Annotated in this window: 14 protein-coding genes; 3 read left to right on the top strand and 11 right to left on the bottom strand. The window is 44.5% G+C overall.

What is annotated here, in order from left to right:
* The first annotated feature begins 423 nt into the window (after positions 1-423).
* Together MHO32_RS11395 and MHO32_RS11390 are read left to right on the top strand one after the other, a co-directional pair.
* Positions 424-2,151, top strand: a complete 1,728-nt coding sequence (locus MHO32_RS11395; protein WP_239211917.1) for a DUF3466 family protein — start codon at positions 424-426, stop codon at positions 2,149-2,151.
* Positions 2,152-2,647: 496 nt separating this feature from the next.
* Positions 2,648-3,196 carry an MSHA operon transcriptional regulator gene (locus tag MHO32_RS11390; protein ID WP_005442115.1) on the top strand — a complete coding sequence of 183 codons (549 nt, stop codon included), beginning with the start codon at positions 2,648-2,650 and terminating at the stop codon, positions 3,194-3,196.
* A 44-nt stretch (positions 3,197-3,240) separates the two neighbouring features.
* On the opposite strand, the gene MHO32_RS11385 is transcribed toward MHO32_RS11390, so the two are convergent.
* From MHO32_RS11385 to MHO32_RS11345, 9 genes are all read right to left on the bottom strand, one after another.
* Entirely contained in the window at positions 3,241-5,463 is a 2,223-nt protein-coding gene (locus tag MHO32_RS11385; protein WP_009698085.1) for a TonB-dependent siderophore receptor, read from the bottom strand.
* Between the two features lie 216 nt (positions 5,464-5,679).
* On the bottom strand, positions 5,680-7,656 hold the full coding sequence (gene fhuB, locus MHO32_RS11380; protein ID WP_199450004.1) for a Fe(3+)-hydroxamate ABC transporter permease FhuB: 1,977 nt from the start codon (positions 7,654-7,656) through the stop codon (positions 5,680-5,682).
* Positions 7,656-8,540 carry an ABC transporter substrate-binding protein gene (locus MHO32_RS11375; RefSeq protein ID WP_239211914.1) on the bottom strand — a complete coding sequence of 295 codons (885 nt, stop codon included), beginning with the start codon at positions 8,538-8,540 and terminating at the stop codon, positions 7,656-7,658. Before MHO32_RS11375 ends, fhuB begins: the two co-directional genes overlap by 1 nt.
* 12 nt (positions 8,541-8,552) lie before the next feature.
* The gene (locus MHO32_RS11370; protein ID WP_005444434.1) at positions 8,553-9,317 is read right to left on the bottom strand and encodes an ABC transporter ATP-binding protein; all 765 of its coding nucleotides are present in this window, start codon (positions 9,315-9,317) and stop codon (positions 8,553-8,555) included.
* Positions 9,318-9,691: 374 nt separating this feature from the next.
* On the bottom strand, positions 9,692-9,907 hold the full coding sequence (locus tag MHO32_RS11365; RefSeq protein WP_005433984.1) for a hypothetical protein: 216 nt from the start codon (positions 9,905-9,907) through the stop codon (positions 9,692-9,694).
* 99 nt (positions 9,908-10,006) lie between these two features.
* The gene (locus MHO32_RS11360; protein ID WP_029789404.1) at positions 10,007-11,131 is read right to left on the bottom strand and encodes an HD-GYP domain-containing protein; all 1,125 of its coding nucleotides are present in this window, start codon (positions 11,129-11,131) and stop codon (positions 10,007-10,009) included.
* Between the two features lie 259 nt (positions 11,132-11,390).
* Positions 11,391-12,596, bottom strand: coding sequence for an aromatic amino acid transport family protein (locus tag MHO32_RS11355; protein WP_009698092.1), 1,206 nt, complete (start codon positions 12,594-12,596; stop codon positions 11,391-11,393).
* 174 nt (positions 12,597-12,770) lie between these two features.
* Positions 12,771-13,964 carry an iron-containing alcohol dehydrogenase gene (locus MHO32_RS11350; RefSeq protein WP_239211908.1) on the bottom strand — a complete coding sequence of 398 codons (1,194 nt, stop codon included), beginning with the start codon at positions 13,962-13,964 and terminating at the stop codon, positions 12,771-12,773.
* A 179-nt stretch (positions 13,965-14,143) separates the two neighbouring features.
* Entirely contained in the window at positions 14,144-14,776 is a 633-nt protein-coding gene (locus tag MHO32_RS11345; RefSeq protein ID WP_239211905.1) for an SDR family NAD(P)-dependent oxidoreductase, read from the bottom strand.
* Between the two features lie 292 nt (positions 14,777-15,068).
* On the opposite strand from MHO32_RS11345, the gene MHO32_RS11340 reads away from it, so the two are divergent.
* Entirely contained in the window at positions 15,069-16,328 is a 1,260-nt protein-coding gene (locus tag MHO32_RS11340) for an HD domain-containing phosphohydrolase (RefSeq protein ID WP_239211897.1), read from the top strand.
* A gap of 93 nt (positions 16,329-16,421) precedes the next feature.
* Here MHO32_RS11340 and MHO32_RS11335 read toward each other — a convergent pair whose 3' ends face one another.
* Both MHO32_RS11335 and MHO32_RS11330 read right to left on the bottom strand, forming a co-directional pair.
* Positions 16,422-17,024, bottom strand: a complete 603-nt coding sequence (locus tag MHO32_RS11335) for a 2OG-Fe(II) oxygenase (RefSeq protein WP_009698095.1) — start codon at positions 17,022-17,024, stop codon at positions 16,422-16,424.
* Positions 17,025-17,192: 168 nt separating this feature from the next.
* The gene (locus tag MHO32_RS11330; protein ID WP_009702297.1) at positions 17,193-17,960 is read right to left on the bottom strand and encodes a TerC family protein; all 768 of its coding nucleotides are present in this window, start codon (positions 17,958-17,960) and stop codon (positions 17,193-17,195) included.
* Between the last annotated feature and the right edge of the window lie 251 nt (positions 17,961-18,211).

Below are 18,211 nucleotides of genomic sequence, written 5' to 3'. Positions count from 1 at the left end.
AGGTTCAGCGAGAATGACTTGGTTTGTAGACGCGGCGACGATTTAAAGATCTAGTCACTCTAAATCAAGAATCGGCAACAAAGTATACAAGCCAAGACAGCTCGCCCTTCGGGAGCGTGTCATTGCCCCGCTTTTTTAATTAAACCAATGGCTGCGTCAAACAACTTGGAAAGAGCTGGCTATTTCGCTGCGTTGTTTTCCTTGACCTCGAATCAATGACAACGCTCTGAATCCTACATCTTGAAGTCACTTGGGTATATAACCCGTTATCCATTCTTATTTTAAAACTATTTACTTTGTATTTTTATGTATTTATTTGTACGTGAACACATACAAAAAAACACCGTTCAATAATGAATTATCTATAAATTCCTTGGTCACATATTACCGAAAACATTATTTAGAATGATAGGAATTGGATGGATGAGTTTAAAAGCGAATATTAAGTTTATAGCGCTTGCTACTGCTGGTTTTTCAATAAGTTCACAAGCTGCACTATATCAAGTAGTGCAAGTCGTTCCCGATAACACTAATTTATCTTCATTTGGTTCCGCGATTCAAAGTGGAGACATTAATGATCCAATTACTGGACAACCTTACTCACTCGGTTGCTTTGAAAAAGAAGCGAATTGTGATGCCAGTAAATTCAAAATAGCACTCGATGTTCGCTCAACGGCTATGCTAGAGGGGAAACCTATTGATGTATCTGAACTGAGAGAAGAAGTACCTTTTGCAATGGATTCTAGCTTTGCATATCGAGGTAGTGAATCTGGTTTTAAACGATACTGTGACAACGAAAAAAAATACAAGATTTGTTCAGCGTGGGCGAGCACACTCTGGCAAGCATGGTCATTGGGTCACAATGAAGCATCTGAGCCAACAGTAACCGCATACGTAGAAGGTGACCACAACACAGCCTTCCCTCTCTTTAACCCAAATACCAAAAACAGCGTGGTTAATGCTTTAACAAAAGACGCAAAGTCAATTGGGACGGTGGCGACTGGATTAGACTCTAAAGACACCATTTCACCAGTTAAACCAAACTTTACTACTGCAGGCGATCAAGCAGCCATAGTCGCAACCCGTGCATGGGCGACAGATGGCACTATCACTGTTGGCAGCGTGGCGAGAAAATCAGGATCGAACCACAGTTCTAAAGCTGCAATATGGGATGACAAAGGAAATGCGCTAGAACTCGAATGGCAAAGCAAACGACTCAAAGGCGGCAAAAGACTTGCCCAAGGTAGCATGCGAGACTTTGTTACTGATGGTAGTACTGTCTATGGCGTCGGCTACAACTCGTATCAGAAAGACAACTACATGGACGCCACCGTCTTTGTTGGCGACCTTAATAAAAAAGAAGATTGGGTCAACAAACCCGTGGACGGGGCACAGCAACGAATTAAAAACAAAACACTGCATAGCAATTCAAGGTTAACCGGCGTTAACTCTAACTTCGTTGCGATTGGTGAAGCGAAACGTTCAGGGCAGTATTTAATGCCAACAGGTTCTGCGCCCAACCGTTTATTCGTCGTCAATGATGTAAGAGCAAGAACATTGCGAGCCAACTATTTGCAATCCGGGATTTTCTTTGACGGTGCGAGTGGAAAAATGGGTGCAATCAATACATACAATGAAATTGTCGGCAGAGTGGATGCAGAAAAGGTACGCGCATCGAAAGGCAAACCACGTAGACAACGAGCGTTTATCTTGCCTTATGCAAAAAATAGTAAAGTCAGTGAAAGAGCAAAAACGCTGTTTGATGGAAAAGCGTGGTATTTGGATGATTTAACAAACGGTTCAGATTCAAGCGATACTTCGTCCACCTCTTACTCCCAAGAAAATAACCGATTCAGAATTATCGATGCAAGCGACATTAATGATGCGGGCATTATTTCTGCAACAGCGCTGAAGTGTCATTCTGGATATAAAACCACCGCCAATAATGCGACTTGTTCAGATAAGGAAGAAGTCGTTGCGGTTAAATTAATTCCAATTAAAGGAAGAACAGCGAAGAATATTGTACCTAGGGATGTTGAAAAAACACCAACGAAACGTAATGGCGCGGGTTTGGGGCTATTTACTGCATTCGGGTTGATTATTCTTTCAATTACGAGAAACGTTAAGACAAGAAAAATAAACATTAAATAGGAAAATATTGGCTCAAGTTAAAAACGTGAAAGCACGTTTTTTATCTCCTCGCTAAAAACACATCGTAGATGACAATGGTGACTCCCCTGTTTCTGAACAACCAATTAAAACAGAAATGGGGGCGTTCATGAGCTTAAAACTCTATTTGAAGTTCAGAACAGGCAAGGCTAATGAGATTTACGCCCTAGCTTTGAGCTTTTGATGAAGACTCGAAACTGACGTCCCTTTCCTTTTACAAAGTCGGAAGTACACTAAGGTTACTTTGGAGGTGTTCAAGTTAAAATCCCCATAAAACCACCTGATTCTATTCATAATCTAAACAATTTTTTTATTTCTTACCTATTATTGACATAACCCCTCGCTATTTTGAGCGATGTCGTTGTAAAATCGCGCTAATTACCGACACGTTTTCCCTCAGCAAAGTGGATTCATTCTGCTTGCCGGGACTCGCGTCTATCAATTTTCCTATTGCATGTTAATTTCATGACTGAAGTCCATGGACCAAGATAAGTTTACTAACATCTATCGCTTGCCAGGTTCGCTACAAATTCGAATCGCTAAGTGGCAAAAGACCTTCCGCGGCACATCTGATTTGGTTCTTCATCAGGTGCTAATGGAACGTAATAAGCAATTTAAGAAACCAAGCTTTTTACCAAAGAGTTGGTGCATCACGCCTATCGATGAGAATGACATCACCATTACTCATCACGGTAAATACATTCAAACCGTCATGCGTACCATGCTGGACAGAAAGGTTTCTTACAAACGCCTATTCTTATCTCGAATGGATGCGGACAAGGGTGAGAAGGTATTACGCGAGTACAAGCTTGAGTGGGTAAGAAAGCACAATCAGATTGCTAAAAAGTACAACCAAATCAAGAAAAAACAGTACATGAACTTTGCAAGAGAAGAGGAAGAAACGCTCTACCCTTCAATCCCAAAAGGCGAGTTCGATAAAGCGTTATGGAATAAATTGGTGGTTTCTACCTTTGGTCCCGAGAAAAAGTACAAAAACCCTCATTACGTGCGCAAAGCTGATTTCTAAAAAATCCCCCGATAATTCGGGGGATTTTTGTTTCACACTAATATTTACCAATCGTAGGTTAAGCTCGCGATGACATTACGACGGTCGCCGTACCAACAAAAGCCATCACATGTCGCGACATACTCTTTATCTGCTAGGTTCTTAGCTGCAACTTGTAACTTGTAATCACCAATACGGTAGCTCACCGTCGCATCCATCAAGAAGTAGCCCGGCACTTTAATTGTTTCAGTGTTATCGCCGTATGATTCACCGGTGTAACGCGCCCCAAGCCCAACAGCTAAGCCATCAAGTGTCCCTTCTAGGAAACGGTAATGCGCCCAAGCGGATGATACCGTGTTCGCCACTTGAGATGGAGAATTGCCCACCCATGCTGCGTTCACATCTTCTTTGATTTCAGAATCCACATAAGCAATGTTACCAAGTAATGTCAGTGACGGGGTCACATTTGCTACTGCTTCAAATTCAATACCCTTATTTTCTACTTTACCAATTTGAGTTAACTGATTGAGGTGGATTCGAGCAAGGTTCTCTTTCGTTGCTTGGTAAGCTGCAATATTAAAGTAGCCATCGAACGTACGAGGTTGGTATTTCACACCGATTTCAAACTGGTCTCCACTTTCTGGCTTCGCAGGCTTGCCTGCACTGTCTTGCTGAATAATAGGATCAAAATACTGCGAATAACTAAAGTATGGCGTAAAACCAGCCTCTGAAATGTATGCAGTACCTACGCTAAACGTCCACTCTTCATTATCAACTTTAGTTCGAGAGCCTGTCGTTACATTGTGAACCTCATTGCTCGTATCATCATAACGTGCGCCAAGAAGAACCGCCCACTTGTCATTGACCAGAATGTGGTCTTGTAGATAGATACCAAGCTGCTCGTTATCAACCTTTGTTCGCTGCTTGTCGGCGTCAGTCAAAGGCTGAAGCGTTATTGGGTCTAGCAACCAAACATTGTTCGAATAACTTGGGTTGAAAACATCAAAACGCGGATCTGGCAAGATTCCAATAGGCGTGGTTAAGAGTGAATTTCCATCAGCCACCAATGGGTCGCTTGCAAAGTCTTTACCATCAATACTGACCATCTGATAGTCAATACCAACCATGAGGTTATGTTCAACACTTCCCCATTGCATGTTGTGCATCAAGCGGTTATCAATATTGAAAGCATCAGAAGAGCCCTCTTCTGTACTGGCCGCACGCAGGATGCTTTTGCGCTCATTCAAAGGATCAAGCAGCGGACCTAATCCTGGGACGTCAGCAGCATAGACGTACGAATACATTTGTCGAAGGTTAACGTCCATTTGGCTATAACGAGTCGACTGAACAAACGAAGTCGTGTCATTGAACATATGTGCAAACTCGTAACCAACAGAAAGCTGTTCGCGTTCAAACGTTTCCCAATCCGTGTTCCCGACCGCAAGACTATCGCTTATCTTACCGTTTTTGTTTGGCTTCAATGTTCCCTCTACAGGTAAGAACTGCAGGTATGGGTCAGAATCATCTTTTTGGTAACTGGTCAGCAAAGTAATTTCTGACGTATCAGTGAACTTGTAAGTCAGTGAAGGAGCAATAAGGAAACGCTCGGCCTCAACGCCATCAACACGTGTGCCGTTCTTTCGCGCCAAACCTTGCACACGAACAGCAAGCTTCTCATTCACTTCTGAGTTCACATCCAGAGAAATCTGTTTGCGATCTTCAGAACCATACTCCACCGACACCTGACCAGAGCCACCATCAAACTGAGGGCGTTTGCTCACTAAATTGATAACACCACCTGGAGGGTTTTGACCATAAAGCACAGAGGCCGCGCCACGAAGCACTTCCACTCGCTCTAATGCAAACGGGTCAATCTGCCAACTGTAAAATCCAGATGAATACAGACGAGTTCCATCTTGATATAAGCCACTATTCGCCTGCTTAAAACCACGGATAATAAACCAATCTTGCTTGTTATCTTCACCAAAGTAATTGGTTTGAATGCTTGGTGTATATTGCAGTGCATCTGAGACACTGATTGATGCGCGGTCATCCATTTGCTCACGAGTCACAACGGAAACAGCGCGTGGCGTTTCGTTGATCGCTAAATCCATCTTCGTTGCAGTACGACTCTTCGCACCAAGGTAGCTAAAATCAGGACCAACGGCACTGTCTTCTTGTAGACCAATTACAACAATGTTTTCATCTTCTTGAGCAAGCACTTGAGGGGTTACTAGCACCATCGCAATAGCCACTGCTGCGGGTGTTAGCATAAACTGCCGATTCATCATTTTTCTCCTTTTTTGTCGGTAACCTTTCCAACCTTTTATGCGTTGAGCGAATAGACAAGCCCACACGGGTTGGTTCCGGCATAACCACTGATTTTCCTTAAATGCAAAAACACAGGACGTGCTTTGCTAGCATCACAAACTGGGTGATGAGAGCGATCACCCAGTTCTAGATTTTTATTGTTTTGATATGTGAGGAATGAAGCCAAATCGTCGTTACAGTCGACGTAGTCCCCACATCAGATACAAACCACCAATAAGAGATGCCACCAATCCTGCAGGGATCTCTTGCGGATAAAGCACCTGTCTGCCCATCCAGTCAGCCAATAGCATCACACCTGCACCAAGCAAGGCGGCACATAGCATGTGTTGCGATGCTTTATTAAAGCCAAACAAACGTGCCAAATGTGGCGCAAGCAAACCGACGAAGCTAATAGGGCCAACAACCAAAGTCGCGCTGACAGTAAGACAAGCCACAAGCAATAGTAAAATGGCACGAGAACGGTCAACTTTGAGACCGAGAGCTTTAGAAGAAGAAGCCCCGATCGGCAAAATATCTAACCAGCGAACACAAACAAAACTCAAACCAATAAACACAATGGCAGAAAGAGCGAGCGGGAGCAGCGTGTCCATTGACACGTAATACGTCGAGCCTGAAAGCCAAGCCAATGCTTGATAACTGCGTGGGTCACCCGTTGCCAAAATAAAACTCTGGATGGCATTCATGAGTGCAGTAATGGCAATACCTGTCAGCAAGATTCGTTCTGGTTGGAAGCCAGATTTTCTATTCAACAAGACAATGATTAGTACCGTCAACAAGGCACCAATCAAGCCACCAATAGACAAAGTCACAACCGATGCACCAACGCCAGTAAACATAGCAATGATCAAGCCCATTGCAGTTCCTGAGCTGATACCAATTACTTCCGGGCTAGCCATCGGGTTGCCACTCAATCGCTGAATCATGGTTCCTGCAATCGCCAACATAGCCCCGGCCATCGCCGCGGCTAAAAGCCTAGGTGTACGCCATTCCAAAAATAGCCATTCATGGGTAGAGAAAAGCGATGTCCAGCCGTCGTTCTGAACTGAAACGGTGCTGAAGAGCACGATGCCCACCAAGATGATCAACAAAGTAAATGCGATAGCGTGTTTGTTAAGTTTGTTGACGCGCTCCGAGTGACGAGTGAGCACGGTTTGCGTATGCCCTTGCGTCTTTTGTGATAATCGAGGTAGTAACCAAAGTAACAGTGGTGCGCCTAACGCGGCAGTGGCAGCTCCTGTTGGAATAAAGCTCGCCATCAAACCCGGTAATTGTTGAATGACTAAATCGGTGAGGGTCAAAAGCATTGCACCAATCAACATTGAGATCCAAAGTTTGTGCTGAATCTTATGCACGCCAATCAAGCGTGTAATAGCTGGCGCAGCAAGACCGATAAAACCGATGATACCCACCGTCGCCACAACCCAAGAAGTAATAAGCACCGCTAAGCCAAGGCAAACAAAGCGCAGCTTCGCTAGCGACACACCTAAGCTCTTTGCTCCTTGCTCTGATAGCTCCAAAAGGCTCAAAGGTTTAGCAAACAAAAATGCCACTAGTGCAGCAATGGCGACTCTTGGTGCAAGATAGCTGAAATCATCCCAACCACTTTGAACTAAGGAGCCTGCTCCCCAGATCATGAGTCCATTGAGCTTCTCCGTATTCATCATCAAAATGACCGTACTCAGAGAAGCAAAATACAAGTTGATCACCAAGCCAGAAACAACAACAACGGTCGGAGAAAGAGCCCGTCGCCAAGACAACAACATCACTAGCCCCATTGAAGTGACACCACCAACCAAAGCAACTAAATTGGCAGAAAAGTCCAGCATCCAAGGTGTGAATAACGTGGCAAGCATGAGCGTAAAGTTCGCCCCACTCGCAACGCCTAAAGTCGTAGGAGATGCCAACGGATTACGTAGAACCTGTTGCATCAACACACCAGCAACTGCCAAGCCCGCTCCGGAGATCACCGTCGTAAATACGCGTGGCCACCAGCTAAAATGAAGAAGAACGGAATTTATCGACTGGAAATCAGGCTGCCAAAGGCTTGCTAAACCATTGGAAAAGGCGGTGGTTTGACTCAGATGTAACGCTCCAACCGACACCGTAAACATAGAAAGTAAGATCACTAAGGATAAAGGAAAAGCTCTCATTAGAAGTGATCCTTCTCTTTTGCCGCAGCGACTAAATGAGCAAAGCGAACCGCAGAGGGCATGGCACCAAAGCTCCAAACAGGATCAACGCGCATAACAGGGTGACCTGATTGTTCTACGATATATTGCCAAAATTGGTCTTGTGCCAACTGTTGCTCTCCACCATGAGGAAGCGGATCCACAATAACGATGTGCGCTTTTATTCCCGCGAGTTTGTCGATACCGACCATACTAAAACCCCAGCTATTGGTTTTTTCCGTCCACGCATTAGAGAGACCAAGCTGGTTTATTGCTTGTGAATACAAACTGTTCTCGCCAAAGACACGCACGTGTTTAGTGTCCATAAACTGGACCATTAATAATGGCGCTGAATTTTGGTCGACTCTTTCTTTGAGTGAGGCAAGCTGTGCCTCTGACTGTTCAATAAACGTTTCTGCTTCTACCTCTCGTCCCAATTCTTTGCCGAAAGTACGAGTGAATTGAGTCAATACCGACCAATCCGTGATTCCCTGCCCGTAAAGATCTATCGTTGTAACAGGCGCAATTTCCGCTAATCGGCTTTCCATCGCAGAAAAATAAGGGGCAATAAAAATACGGTCGGGTTTGAGCTCGTAGATACGCTCAATGTTGGGTTGCGTTCTTAAACCCACATCTTTTGTTTGTTTTGGTAATATTGGGGCTTTCACCCATGCGTCATAATCTTGCCCTTGTGCGACGCCAACCGGAACAACACCGAGTGCAAGCATGGTTTCGGTCTGTGTCCAATCCACCGACATCACTCGTGGTGATGGCGTCTTATCAACTGCATGAGCAAACAGAGGAAAAGCAAGACTTGTCGCCCAAACAAGTCGCTTCAGCAATGAAATAAGCGGCTTACAATCCATTGTTGACCCCACTTAGCTTGGCATCGCTACTGGATACCCAGCAGGATGGTCAGAAATACGCATTTCAATGCCATAGATTTGCTGCAACTTAGGCTCGGTAAATACTTGTTGAACGTCACCTTGCGCTATCAAGTCACCTTGGTGCAATGCGACAATCTCATCACAAAAGCGTGCAGCTAAGTTAATGTCATGCAGTACGATGATGACCCCTAAACCTAGGTCTTTACTAAGTTTAGAGATCAAAGAAAGCATATCGACCTGATGACTAATATCGAGCGCAGACAAGGGCTCATCAAGCAACAGGTATTCGGTTTTCTGTGCGAGTAACATCGCAAGCCACACTCGTTGGCGCTCACCACCAGAAAGCGTGTCGACAAGGCGATCGGCATATTTGGATGTTCCTGTCATTTCCATCGCCTCTTCCACGATGGTTTTATCTTTTGTACTCAACCGTCCTAATAAACCATGCCAAGGGTAACGACCAAAGCTCACTAAATCTCGACCGAGAATGCTGTCGGTCATGGGTAAGTGCTGAGGAAGGTAAGCGATGTGCTGGGCAAATTTCTTTGCCGATAAACGGTTGATGTTGTCACCATGTAGCAAAATATCGCCATCACTGTATGGTTGTTGCTGAGCGAGCAGCTTGAGAAGTGTGGATTTGCCAGAACCATTGTGTCCGACAAGCGCGTACGTTTTTCCAGTTTCAAACGTCAAATCAAATGCTTTCAACAAAGACTTACCGTCAATATCGAATTGGAGTGCTTTGGCTTCTAACATCCCTACTTCACCTAATCCTATTTACGTCTCGGGGCTGGTGAAACTTCGCTTTGCCGTCTACCTTCCCGTTACGTTTTATAATTTTATTCAACAAAACGATTAATAAGCTTGGCTTTATATAACAGCAAAGATACAAATGCAAACCATTGTCATTATCATTAATAAATAATTTTATAAATCTTATTGGGAGCACATTCTCGCTACAAAAAGCACGTCAGAAGCAAGGGGAAAAGCCATTTAAAACGAAATGAAATAGGGATTGGAAATGAGGACTATCGGCGGCGAGCATCGCCATTCGCAATGCTCGCTCAAGGAATAAGTTAAGCTGCGACGATAAGAAAAGTTGGATGAGAGCCGCAGCGTTGTTGAACCAGTTAATGACGAGCGTCAGCGCCAAACTCTACTTCTTTATAGATATCGGCCAGCGACTTCTTACCTTGTTTGTCTTTGGCTGAACGCTTTCTTGGTTGGTAGTGATACTCTTGGTCATGCAAAGCTTCTTCATGTTCCTTTGCCGACTCTACGAATTCAGCATTCGCAAGTGCTTGTTGGCGTAAGCGGTTTACTCTTTCTAGGGTTTCCCACAACATACTTCACCTCCAAACGAGTTACTGTATACATATACAGTATTATTTATTCCGACCTCCTAGTCAATATTTTGATTCCCTTCATGGTTTGCTCCTCTACTTTCACATTAACCCCATACCAGCATAATGCTCTGGGTACTTATGAATAATTTGTTTTAAGTAGCCTTGATGTTCGCGCAAAGCATTCACGCATTCTCGGGATAACAAGCCTTGGTAAACGCGTTTTTCAAGCTCTAACAAGGCATACGGGATTGACCACGCTTGACGATATGGATGATGGGTGGTCATGACATCAAACACATTAGCAACTGCCGCGATTTGAGCGGCGATAGGAATCCCTGAACGATCTAACCCATGCGGATAGCCAGACCCATCGAGGTTTTCATATTGGTAAGACGTAATTTGCTGAAATAAAGTGACACTCGGATGAACTGGATTACCAATTCTCGCCACAATGTTATCTGCTGATTCAACACATTGTTCAATATGCTCAGATAGCAGCGCTTCTTGCTCTGCATTCACACATCGGCGATTACATACCACATCAGCAGGGAGTTTTATTTCACTCAAAGCATGATAACGAGTGAACATTCCAATTTGCTCGACAACTTCATCACTAAATTGATAAACATCGGCAAGCTCTGTTGCAATTAATTGGGCGTACATACCAATACGCTTAGTGTGCGAGTAAACTTCCGGCGAATACCCTGGCATCAAGCACTGCATTCTTTCTGCCAAGATTTCAATCGCATTGACGACGTGGTCTTCAGATTCAACGGCAAATTGCACCATCTCAAAATAGGGTCTTAGCCCATTTAAAGCCTCGACGCTAAACGCATTGGGTTGAATCGAATTGAGAAACACAAACCCAGTAAAGGTTTGACGGTCATAACAAGGAATAGCGACAGACGAGTGGTAGCCTTGTTTCAACAAGGTTTGAATACGTGGACAGTGGTTGATGTCGTAAAGATCGTTAACAAGACGAGGGATGGCATTGTCTGCAGCAATGCTCAGGTTGTGCAGTTTTCGAAGTGGCGCTTCGTGATGAGCCAAACACCAAGTGTCGAACTCACTTTCGGCAAAAGATTTAAGCATGCCTTGTTTAGGGTGATACTTAGCAAAAGACACCCTATCGACACACGGTAAATGTGCCTGCATCCTATTCTTCAAAGTTTGCATTTGCTCATTGAGCGGTTTTGCAAACGGGTAAAAACTCCGGTGCGCCATACTTCACCTCCACACCAAGTAGAGAAACCAGAAGAAAAGGCTCATGAAAGTCAGCGTATTTGATGTGATTAGAGCGGCTTTTCTCCACCTAAATTATCGACATACCACAACTTAAGTGTACGAAATAAAAACAGTTTTTCGCCAACCTTTTCACCGAATATTCTACGGTAATTTAATCCAGATCAAAAAAAACCAGTGCTATTTTGAGCACTGGCTGTTTTATGCAAATTGAGTTTTCCGATATCAATCCGTTTGGTGATTAACCCAACGCAGGAAGAACACCCAAAGTAATGAGTAGCTGCGCCATCACAATACCAGTACCAGCAATACCTGTTACTAATAGTGCTCCTTGTCCACCTGCCACACGGTATTCACCCGTAAACTCATCAGAGCGACGCACCTTTACCACCATCACTAGCGGTAGGAAGATAGCAAGAATAGCTAAAGCAATTGCAGCATAACCTAGCGCCATGATGAAACCTTGCGGGTAAAACAATGCAAAGCCTAGTGGTGGTGTAAATGTGATCACTGCTGCAACCAAACGGTTTGGCTTTTCACTGTCACCTTTGATCGTGTCACCCAAGAATTCAAACAGACCCAAACTCACACCTAGGAAAGACGTCAGAAGTGCAAGGTCAGCAAATACACCTACCACACTACCAAGATTTGACTGGTGAACAGTTTGAGACAGTTGACCAATCAATGCGCTCAAACCACCGTTTTCAATCAAGGTATCTTGGCTTACTACACCAAGCGTTACAATTTGCCAGAAAATGTAGATCACGAGCGGAATTGTAGAGCCAACGATGATCGCTTTACGCAGAGACGACGTGTCACCGTCGAGGTAGTTAACAATAGCCGGGATACTGCCGTGGAAACCAAAAGAGGTAAAGATTACTGGAATAGCGGCAACGACAAGACCTTGCTCTATTGGCATGCTTAGCAAGTAAGATTCGGTCACGTTTGGCGCAAGAAATGACAAGACTGCAATCATGGTCACCATTTTAAGACCAAACAGCACGCGGTTTACTTTGTCTACAGTGCCAGTGCCCACTGTCACAACCATGGTCACGATAAGGGTAAAGATGATGGTTGAAGTCGAGCCAGAAATATCCAGACCAAACCACTCTGTCAGACGGTCACCAAACTGAGCACCACCACCCGCAATGTAAGCAGCACACAATGAGTAGAACAAGAAGAGCATGGCAAAGCTTGCTACCCATTTGCCCTTCTGACCAAGAATTTGTTTCGCTAGAGTATGAAGAGTTGCACTGCTGTCCGCATATTGGTGAAGCTCCAGCATCAACAACGCAGTAAACGCCATTAACGCCCATAACCCCAGCATAATAATTAAAGAGGTAGAAAAACCAATGCCAGCAGAGGCAAGAGGAAGCGCCAGCATGCCAGCACCAATCGTAGTCCCAGCAATAATCAGGGTGCTACCAAACACTTTAGATCGACTCATTGTATATTTATCTTTACAGCTTTATAAGATTTATCAGCATCAGATCGGGCAACGGCATACCAAACCTAACACCATATTTGGAATGATGACGATTCTGTAGGATCTTTCTAATAATATCAAGCAAAGTGTAAGGATAAAAATCCACACACGTAAACTTAAGTGTACATAACGTTTTTAAACTCTAATTTCTGCAAGCAATTGGGCGCACTCCTCTTCATTCATAAACTTAGGAACAGGATAATTCCAGTGCGCTTCTTTAAGGATCAAACTCACTAACTCTCCAGTATCAGAGGATTGCAACAGTGGCGATGTTTGTTCGATACCAATTGCGTTATACAAATCTTCTAGCCTATGAATGAAATCTTGTGCACTCGCCCTATCCTCACCTTGCGTTCCGATCAAGGCTTCACTTAGGGCTGTCAGTTGTGGCTCAATCTCAGAGAAAGAAAATCGAAGGACAGGGAGCAAAGCAAGACCATTCGCCATTCCGTGAGGTATGCCATACTTGGCACCCAAGTTATGCGCAAATGCGTGAACGTAACCAAGACTCGCTTTGGTGAAGGCTAACCCAGCATAGTAAGACGCCATTGCCATTTTGTTTCGAGCCTCAATATTACTCCCGTCTTCTACGGCTTGAGGTAAGTACTTGAAGATAAGCTTAATAGCCGCAATCGAATAGGCTTTGGTATCAACAGTCGCATTACGGGAAATGAAAGCTTCTACCGCGTGTGTCAACGCATCAATACCCGTATCAGCCGTTATCTTTGCTGGTAAACCAACCAGTAAATTCGCATCCAATGCGGCCATTAAAGGCACCAATTTCGGATCCATTAATGGGGTTTTGTGGTGGGTGTCTGGTTCGGAAACAACAGCGGCAATCGTCACCTCAGATCCAGTACCAGACGTTGTCGGAATCACAAATAAAGGCGCAGGAGTTCTCCACACACGAAACAAACCAGCAAGCTTCTTAATGGATTTCCTGTTTGTCACCCGGGCTGCGATGACTTTGGCACAATCCATGGCAGAACCACCGCCAAGCGCTAAAATCGCGTCACATCCCGAGTCGAAATACATCGTTAATCCAGTCTCTACTTGATCGTATGTGGGATCTGGTTTTACTTCAGAAAACAGCACAACGTCTAAACCTCTGGCTTTCGCGCTTTCTATTACCTGCTCCGCCATACCAATTTTTACTAAGCCGTCATCCGTCACAAGAAGCAACTTTTTAAAACCAAGATCAGCAATCGCCTCCGTCAACTCATGGAGACTGCCAGCACCAGAGAATAATGTCGGTTTAGGGAGTGGGAGTACATAGGCGGCGGCTTTCAAACCATTGGTATAACCGCGATAAAACAGATGTTTTAACATAACAAGTCCTTTTGTTTTGAGCTTTTATTCTAGTTGCTTTTCTACTCCGCTCGAACTGGTAAGGTCACAGATTCATCTTTCCGTTTGCATTATTGATAATACAAATATCGAGACTCTAAGCGCAAACAGGGACAGCGCCTAAACACTCTCCCTGTTTTTGATTCATTCGATTAGCACATTTAGTACGTTAATTCTGGATCGACACAATGGAAGATCTCTCCGCTTCCTTTGCCGTCTTCAAGCATATCAAAAATCAAACGAGCAACTTCTTGACGATATACCAATCCGTGCACTTCTTTCGGCTCGACCAAAACACCGTTGCCTGTCACATCACCATCTTTAAGACCACCTGGGCGAATAATGGTGTAATCCAAATCACTAGTCTGTAACCATGCTTCTGCCAATGACTTCTCCCGGACGACACCGCCGAAGCCCGCTTTAGAGCGTTCAGAAAGATACTGCCAGCTGTCACCACAACCGAGAGACGTCACCAATACAAAACGCTTCAGTGAAGCGTGGCATGCAGCGTCGATAAGATGGCGATGACCAAGATAATCCACCGGAACATCCGCACGAAAGCTGCCCATAGTACTGATGATGATGTCATCTTGATTAAGCTGCTCGACAACCGCATTCACCTCAGCCGCTACCGTTGCATCACACGTAAAGGTCGAGTGGCATATCGCCTTCAATTCCGGATTCTTATCTGGATTTCTTGCTACGCCAATCACTTGAGTACCCTTATCAGCAAAATACTGCGCAATTGCCAAACCAAGACCACTGCTCGCGCCCCATATAACGACTCTTTTCATAACTTACCTTTCACAATACACATGATAATGAGAATACTTTACATCACTATTTGTGTGGTTTTCAAAGGAAGTCAATCGAACAAGGAGAAATCTTTCGAAATCAATACGTAGTTCAAAGAAATGACCAAGAGTTCTGGGCTTCGGATGAATTTTACGTGCAACAAGCAGTATTATTCTCGGCATAACTATAACTAAGCCATGTGCACCCTTTTTAGGTATCAGTTCGCTGTCGCATTCCCCTAAAAAATCAAAATAAAATAAGCACAGGCGAGTAAAAACGTCGGTAATTACAATGAAGCAATCTTCCCACTCCATCTCGGGGTTTGAAGTCGATCTAAAACAAGCCCTGATCTGGGTAGCGCGTGCGTTAGATTACGTAGGCGTAGACGATACACACCATAGCCATCGAGTCGCCTATATTGCCTATCAATGTGCGATCACCTTAGGTTGGGACATCAAAAAAGCAGAGTTCTGTTACTTTGCTGGCATGATCCACGACTGCGGAGTTTCTGAGACCCGCGAGCACATGATGCTGCTTGAACAGCTTGTTCCTCAAGACGCCAAAGCGCACTGCATCCGTGGCTACCACACGCTTAAGCAATGTCGGTTGCTCACTCAATTCGCAACGCCAATTCTTTATCATCATACGCACTGGAAAGAACTCGAACAGATCGATCTTCCGACATTTGAAAAAGACGTCGCTGCACTGCTTTACCTTTCTGATCGTCTCGATTTTATGCGTGCGTATTACGTATCTAACTGCCATAGCGACCTTGTCACCTTGCATGAGGAACTGATTGCCGAGTGTGTAATGGCAAATGCGGGCACGCTGTTTAACCCAAACATGTGCGACGCGATGGTTCAATTGATCATGACAGATGCGTTTTGGTTTGCGATGGAGTCAGAGCATATCGAAACGATTGGACTTCAATTTGAGAATATAGACTGGCTGCAAAAACAACTAACCATAGAAGACATGAACAGCTTGGGTTTGTTCTTAGCTCGTATTGTTGATGCCAAGAGCCCTTTTACTTATCAACATTCACAAAAGGTCGCTGAACTGTCTCGTTACTTGGCGAAGAAAATGGAGTTGGATGAGCACGAACAAGAGATGATTTTTATTGCTGGACTCGTTCACGATATTGGTAAACTCAAAACTCCGGATGAGATCCTTCATAAGGAAGGACCGCTGGACCAACACGAATACACTCGAATTAAACGTCACACCGTGGACACAGAGTTAGCACTGCATAAAGTGTTTCCTAACGCCAAAATTGCTGAATGGGCTTCCAATCATCACGAGCGCTTAGACGGCTCAGGTTATCCATACCATAAAACAGGTGAAGCCTTGGACGTACCATCACGCATTATTGCGGTCGCAGATGTCTTTCAAGCACTTTCTCAAGATCGTCCCTACCGTGGACGCATGACGCCACAAGAAATCGCCATCATCATGGATGAGCAGATCAAATCAGGTAAGCTCTGTGCTGATGTATATCGAGTTTTGTCATCACACATGCAAACGTGTTATGAGCTCTCCACTCAAGCTTAACGCCGAGCCGTAAACAGAATAAAACAAAGGGACACCAGATTGGCGTCCCTTTGTTATTTCAAACGTATTTCAACGCGACCACAATAATAAGGTCTAGTGAGCGATGTCGAGCTGGTTATCTTTGACACCGTTAATACGGAACCAACCTGCAATACTGAATCGCTCAGCGTTTGTCGGCAACACTTCGTGTGGGAATTGCTCAGATAGGAATACGAACAGACGACCAGAACGCGGTGGAATAGTCGCAATTTTGTTGTCATTCAAATCGTACACCACCAACTCACCTGCATCTTCTTCGCTCCACGACTCATTCATGTAGAACACCGTGGTTAGGCGGCGGTTTTCATTGCCCTTAAAGCAGTCGAGGTGTTTTTGGTAGAAGTCACCTTTCTCGTATTTCGCGAAGTGCGCTTCGTACTCAAACAAGCCTAGAAAGAAATGACGGTTTGCTTCCAAACGGATCTCTTCCATCTTATCTAAGAAAGACGCCACTGGTGCACCCATGTCGCGTTTCAACCATTGGATCTTGTCACTGCGAATGGTTTCAATACGAGTCACGTCGTCGTTACGACCAATACGTGCTTTCTTCCAATCATCAGGAATACAGTCACGCAGCTCAGCCACTTCCTCTTGAGAAATAAAATCATCCCAGATGTAGTATCCGTGCGTCGATAACGCGTCGATCAGTTTGTTCATTCTATTTTGTTCACTCGTATAGGTTTGGGCGGTCTATATAAGAAATCCGTGCTACAACAACAAATTCCATTTTCTATCGACACGACAAATCCACACAGTTCGCAGAATACAGACGTAAAAAAGCCGCTCTCAAGAGCGGCTCAGTTTGGTTCAGTTGCTACGTTTCAATTATCGAGTTTGAAGCGCAACAGAACGAGGCCGGATTGGACGAATTCGCTGAATCACTGGGCGTTGTTTTTTCTTTAGCTGGATATGACACATTTCCAACACTAGACCAAACGCCATCGCGAAATACACGTAACCTTTGTTGATGTGAATAGCAAAACCTTCTGCCATCAACAGACCACCTAGCAATACTAGAAACAGTAGAGCAAGTGTCTTAAAGCCCGGGTAACGCGTCACTAGATTGTTGATTTTCTCCGCCGTTAATACCATTACAATTGCTGACGAGATGATTGCCGCCACCATAATAGGTACCTCGCTCGTTAAACCAACTGCGGTGATCACCGAGTCCATTGAGAACACAGCGTCAACTGCAACGATCTGCAGTAAAACCACGGCAAGACCAGTACGAACATGAGTCGAGTGACCGTGTTCTGTATGCGTTAACCAACTCCACAACTCTTTCAAGCTTTTCGCCAATAGGAACGCACCACCCGCAATCATAATCAAATCACGACCAGTAAATGCGTAGTCGCTAAAGCTGATTAACGGCTGAGTAAGCTGCATGATCCAAGAGATCGAGAACACCAAAACAATGCGAGCCATAACGGCAAGACCGATACCTAGGTTTCGGGCAAGTTTACGCTGGTGTTGTGGTAATCGTTCACACAGAACGGAGATGAATACGACGTTATCAACGCCTAAGACAACTTCAAGAGCAAACAAGGTAGCGAAGATAGCCCACGCTTCTGGTTGCATGAAAAGTTCTAACATGAGTACGCCTCCGATGATTGGAAGCCATACAGTGAATTGTTCAGTCGACTAAAGGGGTCGTCCATTAAGTTTATTTAAACCTCTGTTACTTAGGAAAGTTGAGTAAATCACCTCTCCTATTTGTTCGCAATCCCCTATTTTGTCAGGCTTATGTCAACCATCTTTCGTCCTCTAAGGGTTATTGCCACTACTCACCCCCTTAAAGTGCCCAGTTGAGCCAAATCTTTATATAGAACACGAAAAGAAACACC

It is taken from the genome of Vibrio sp. MMH1-50, assembly GCF_022347645.1.
Taxonomy (GTDB): Bacteria; Pseudomonadota; Gammaproteobacteria; order Enterobacterales; family Vibrionaceae; genus Vibrio; species Vibrio harveyi.
Note: the sequence above shows the minus strand (reverse complement) of the source record. Positions and strands in the feature narration are given on the sequence as shown.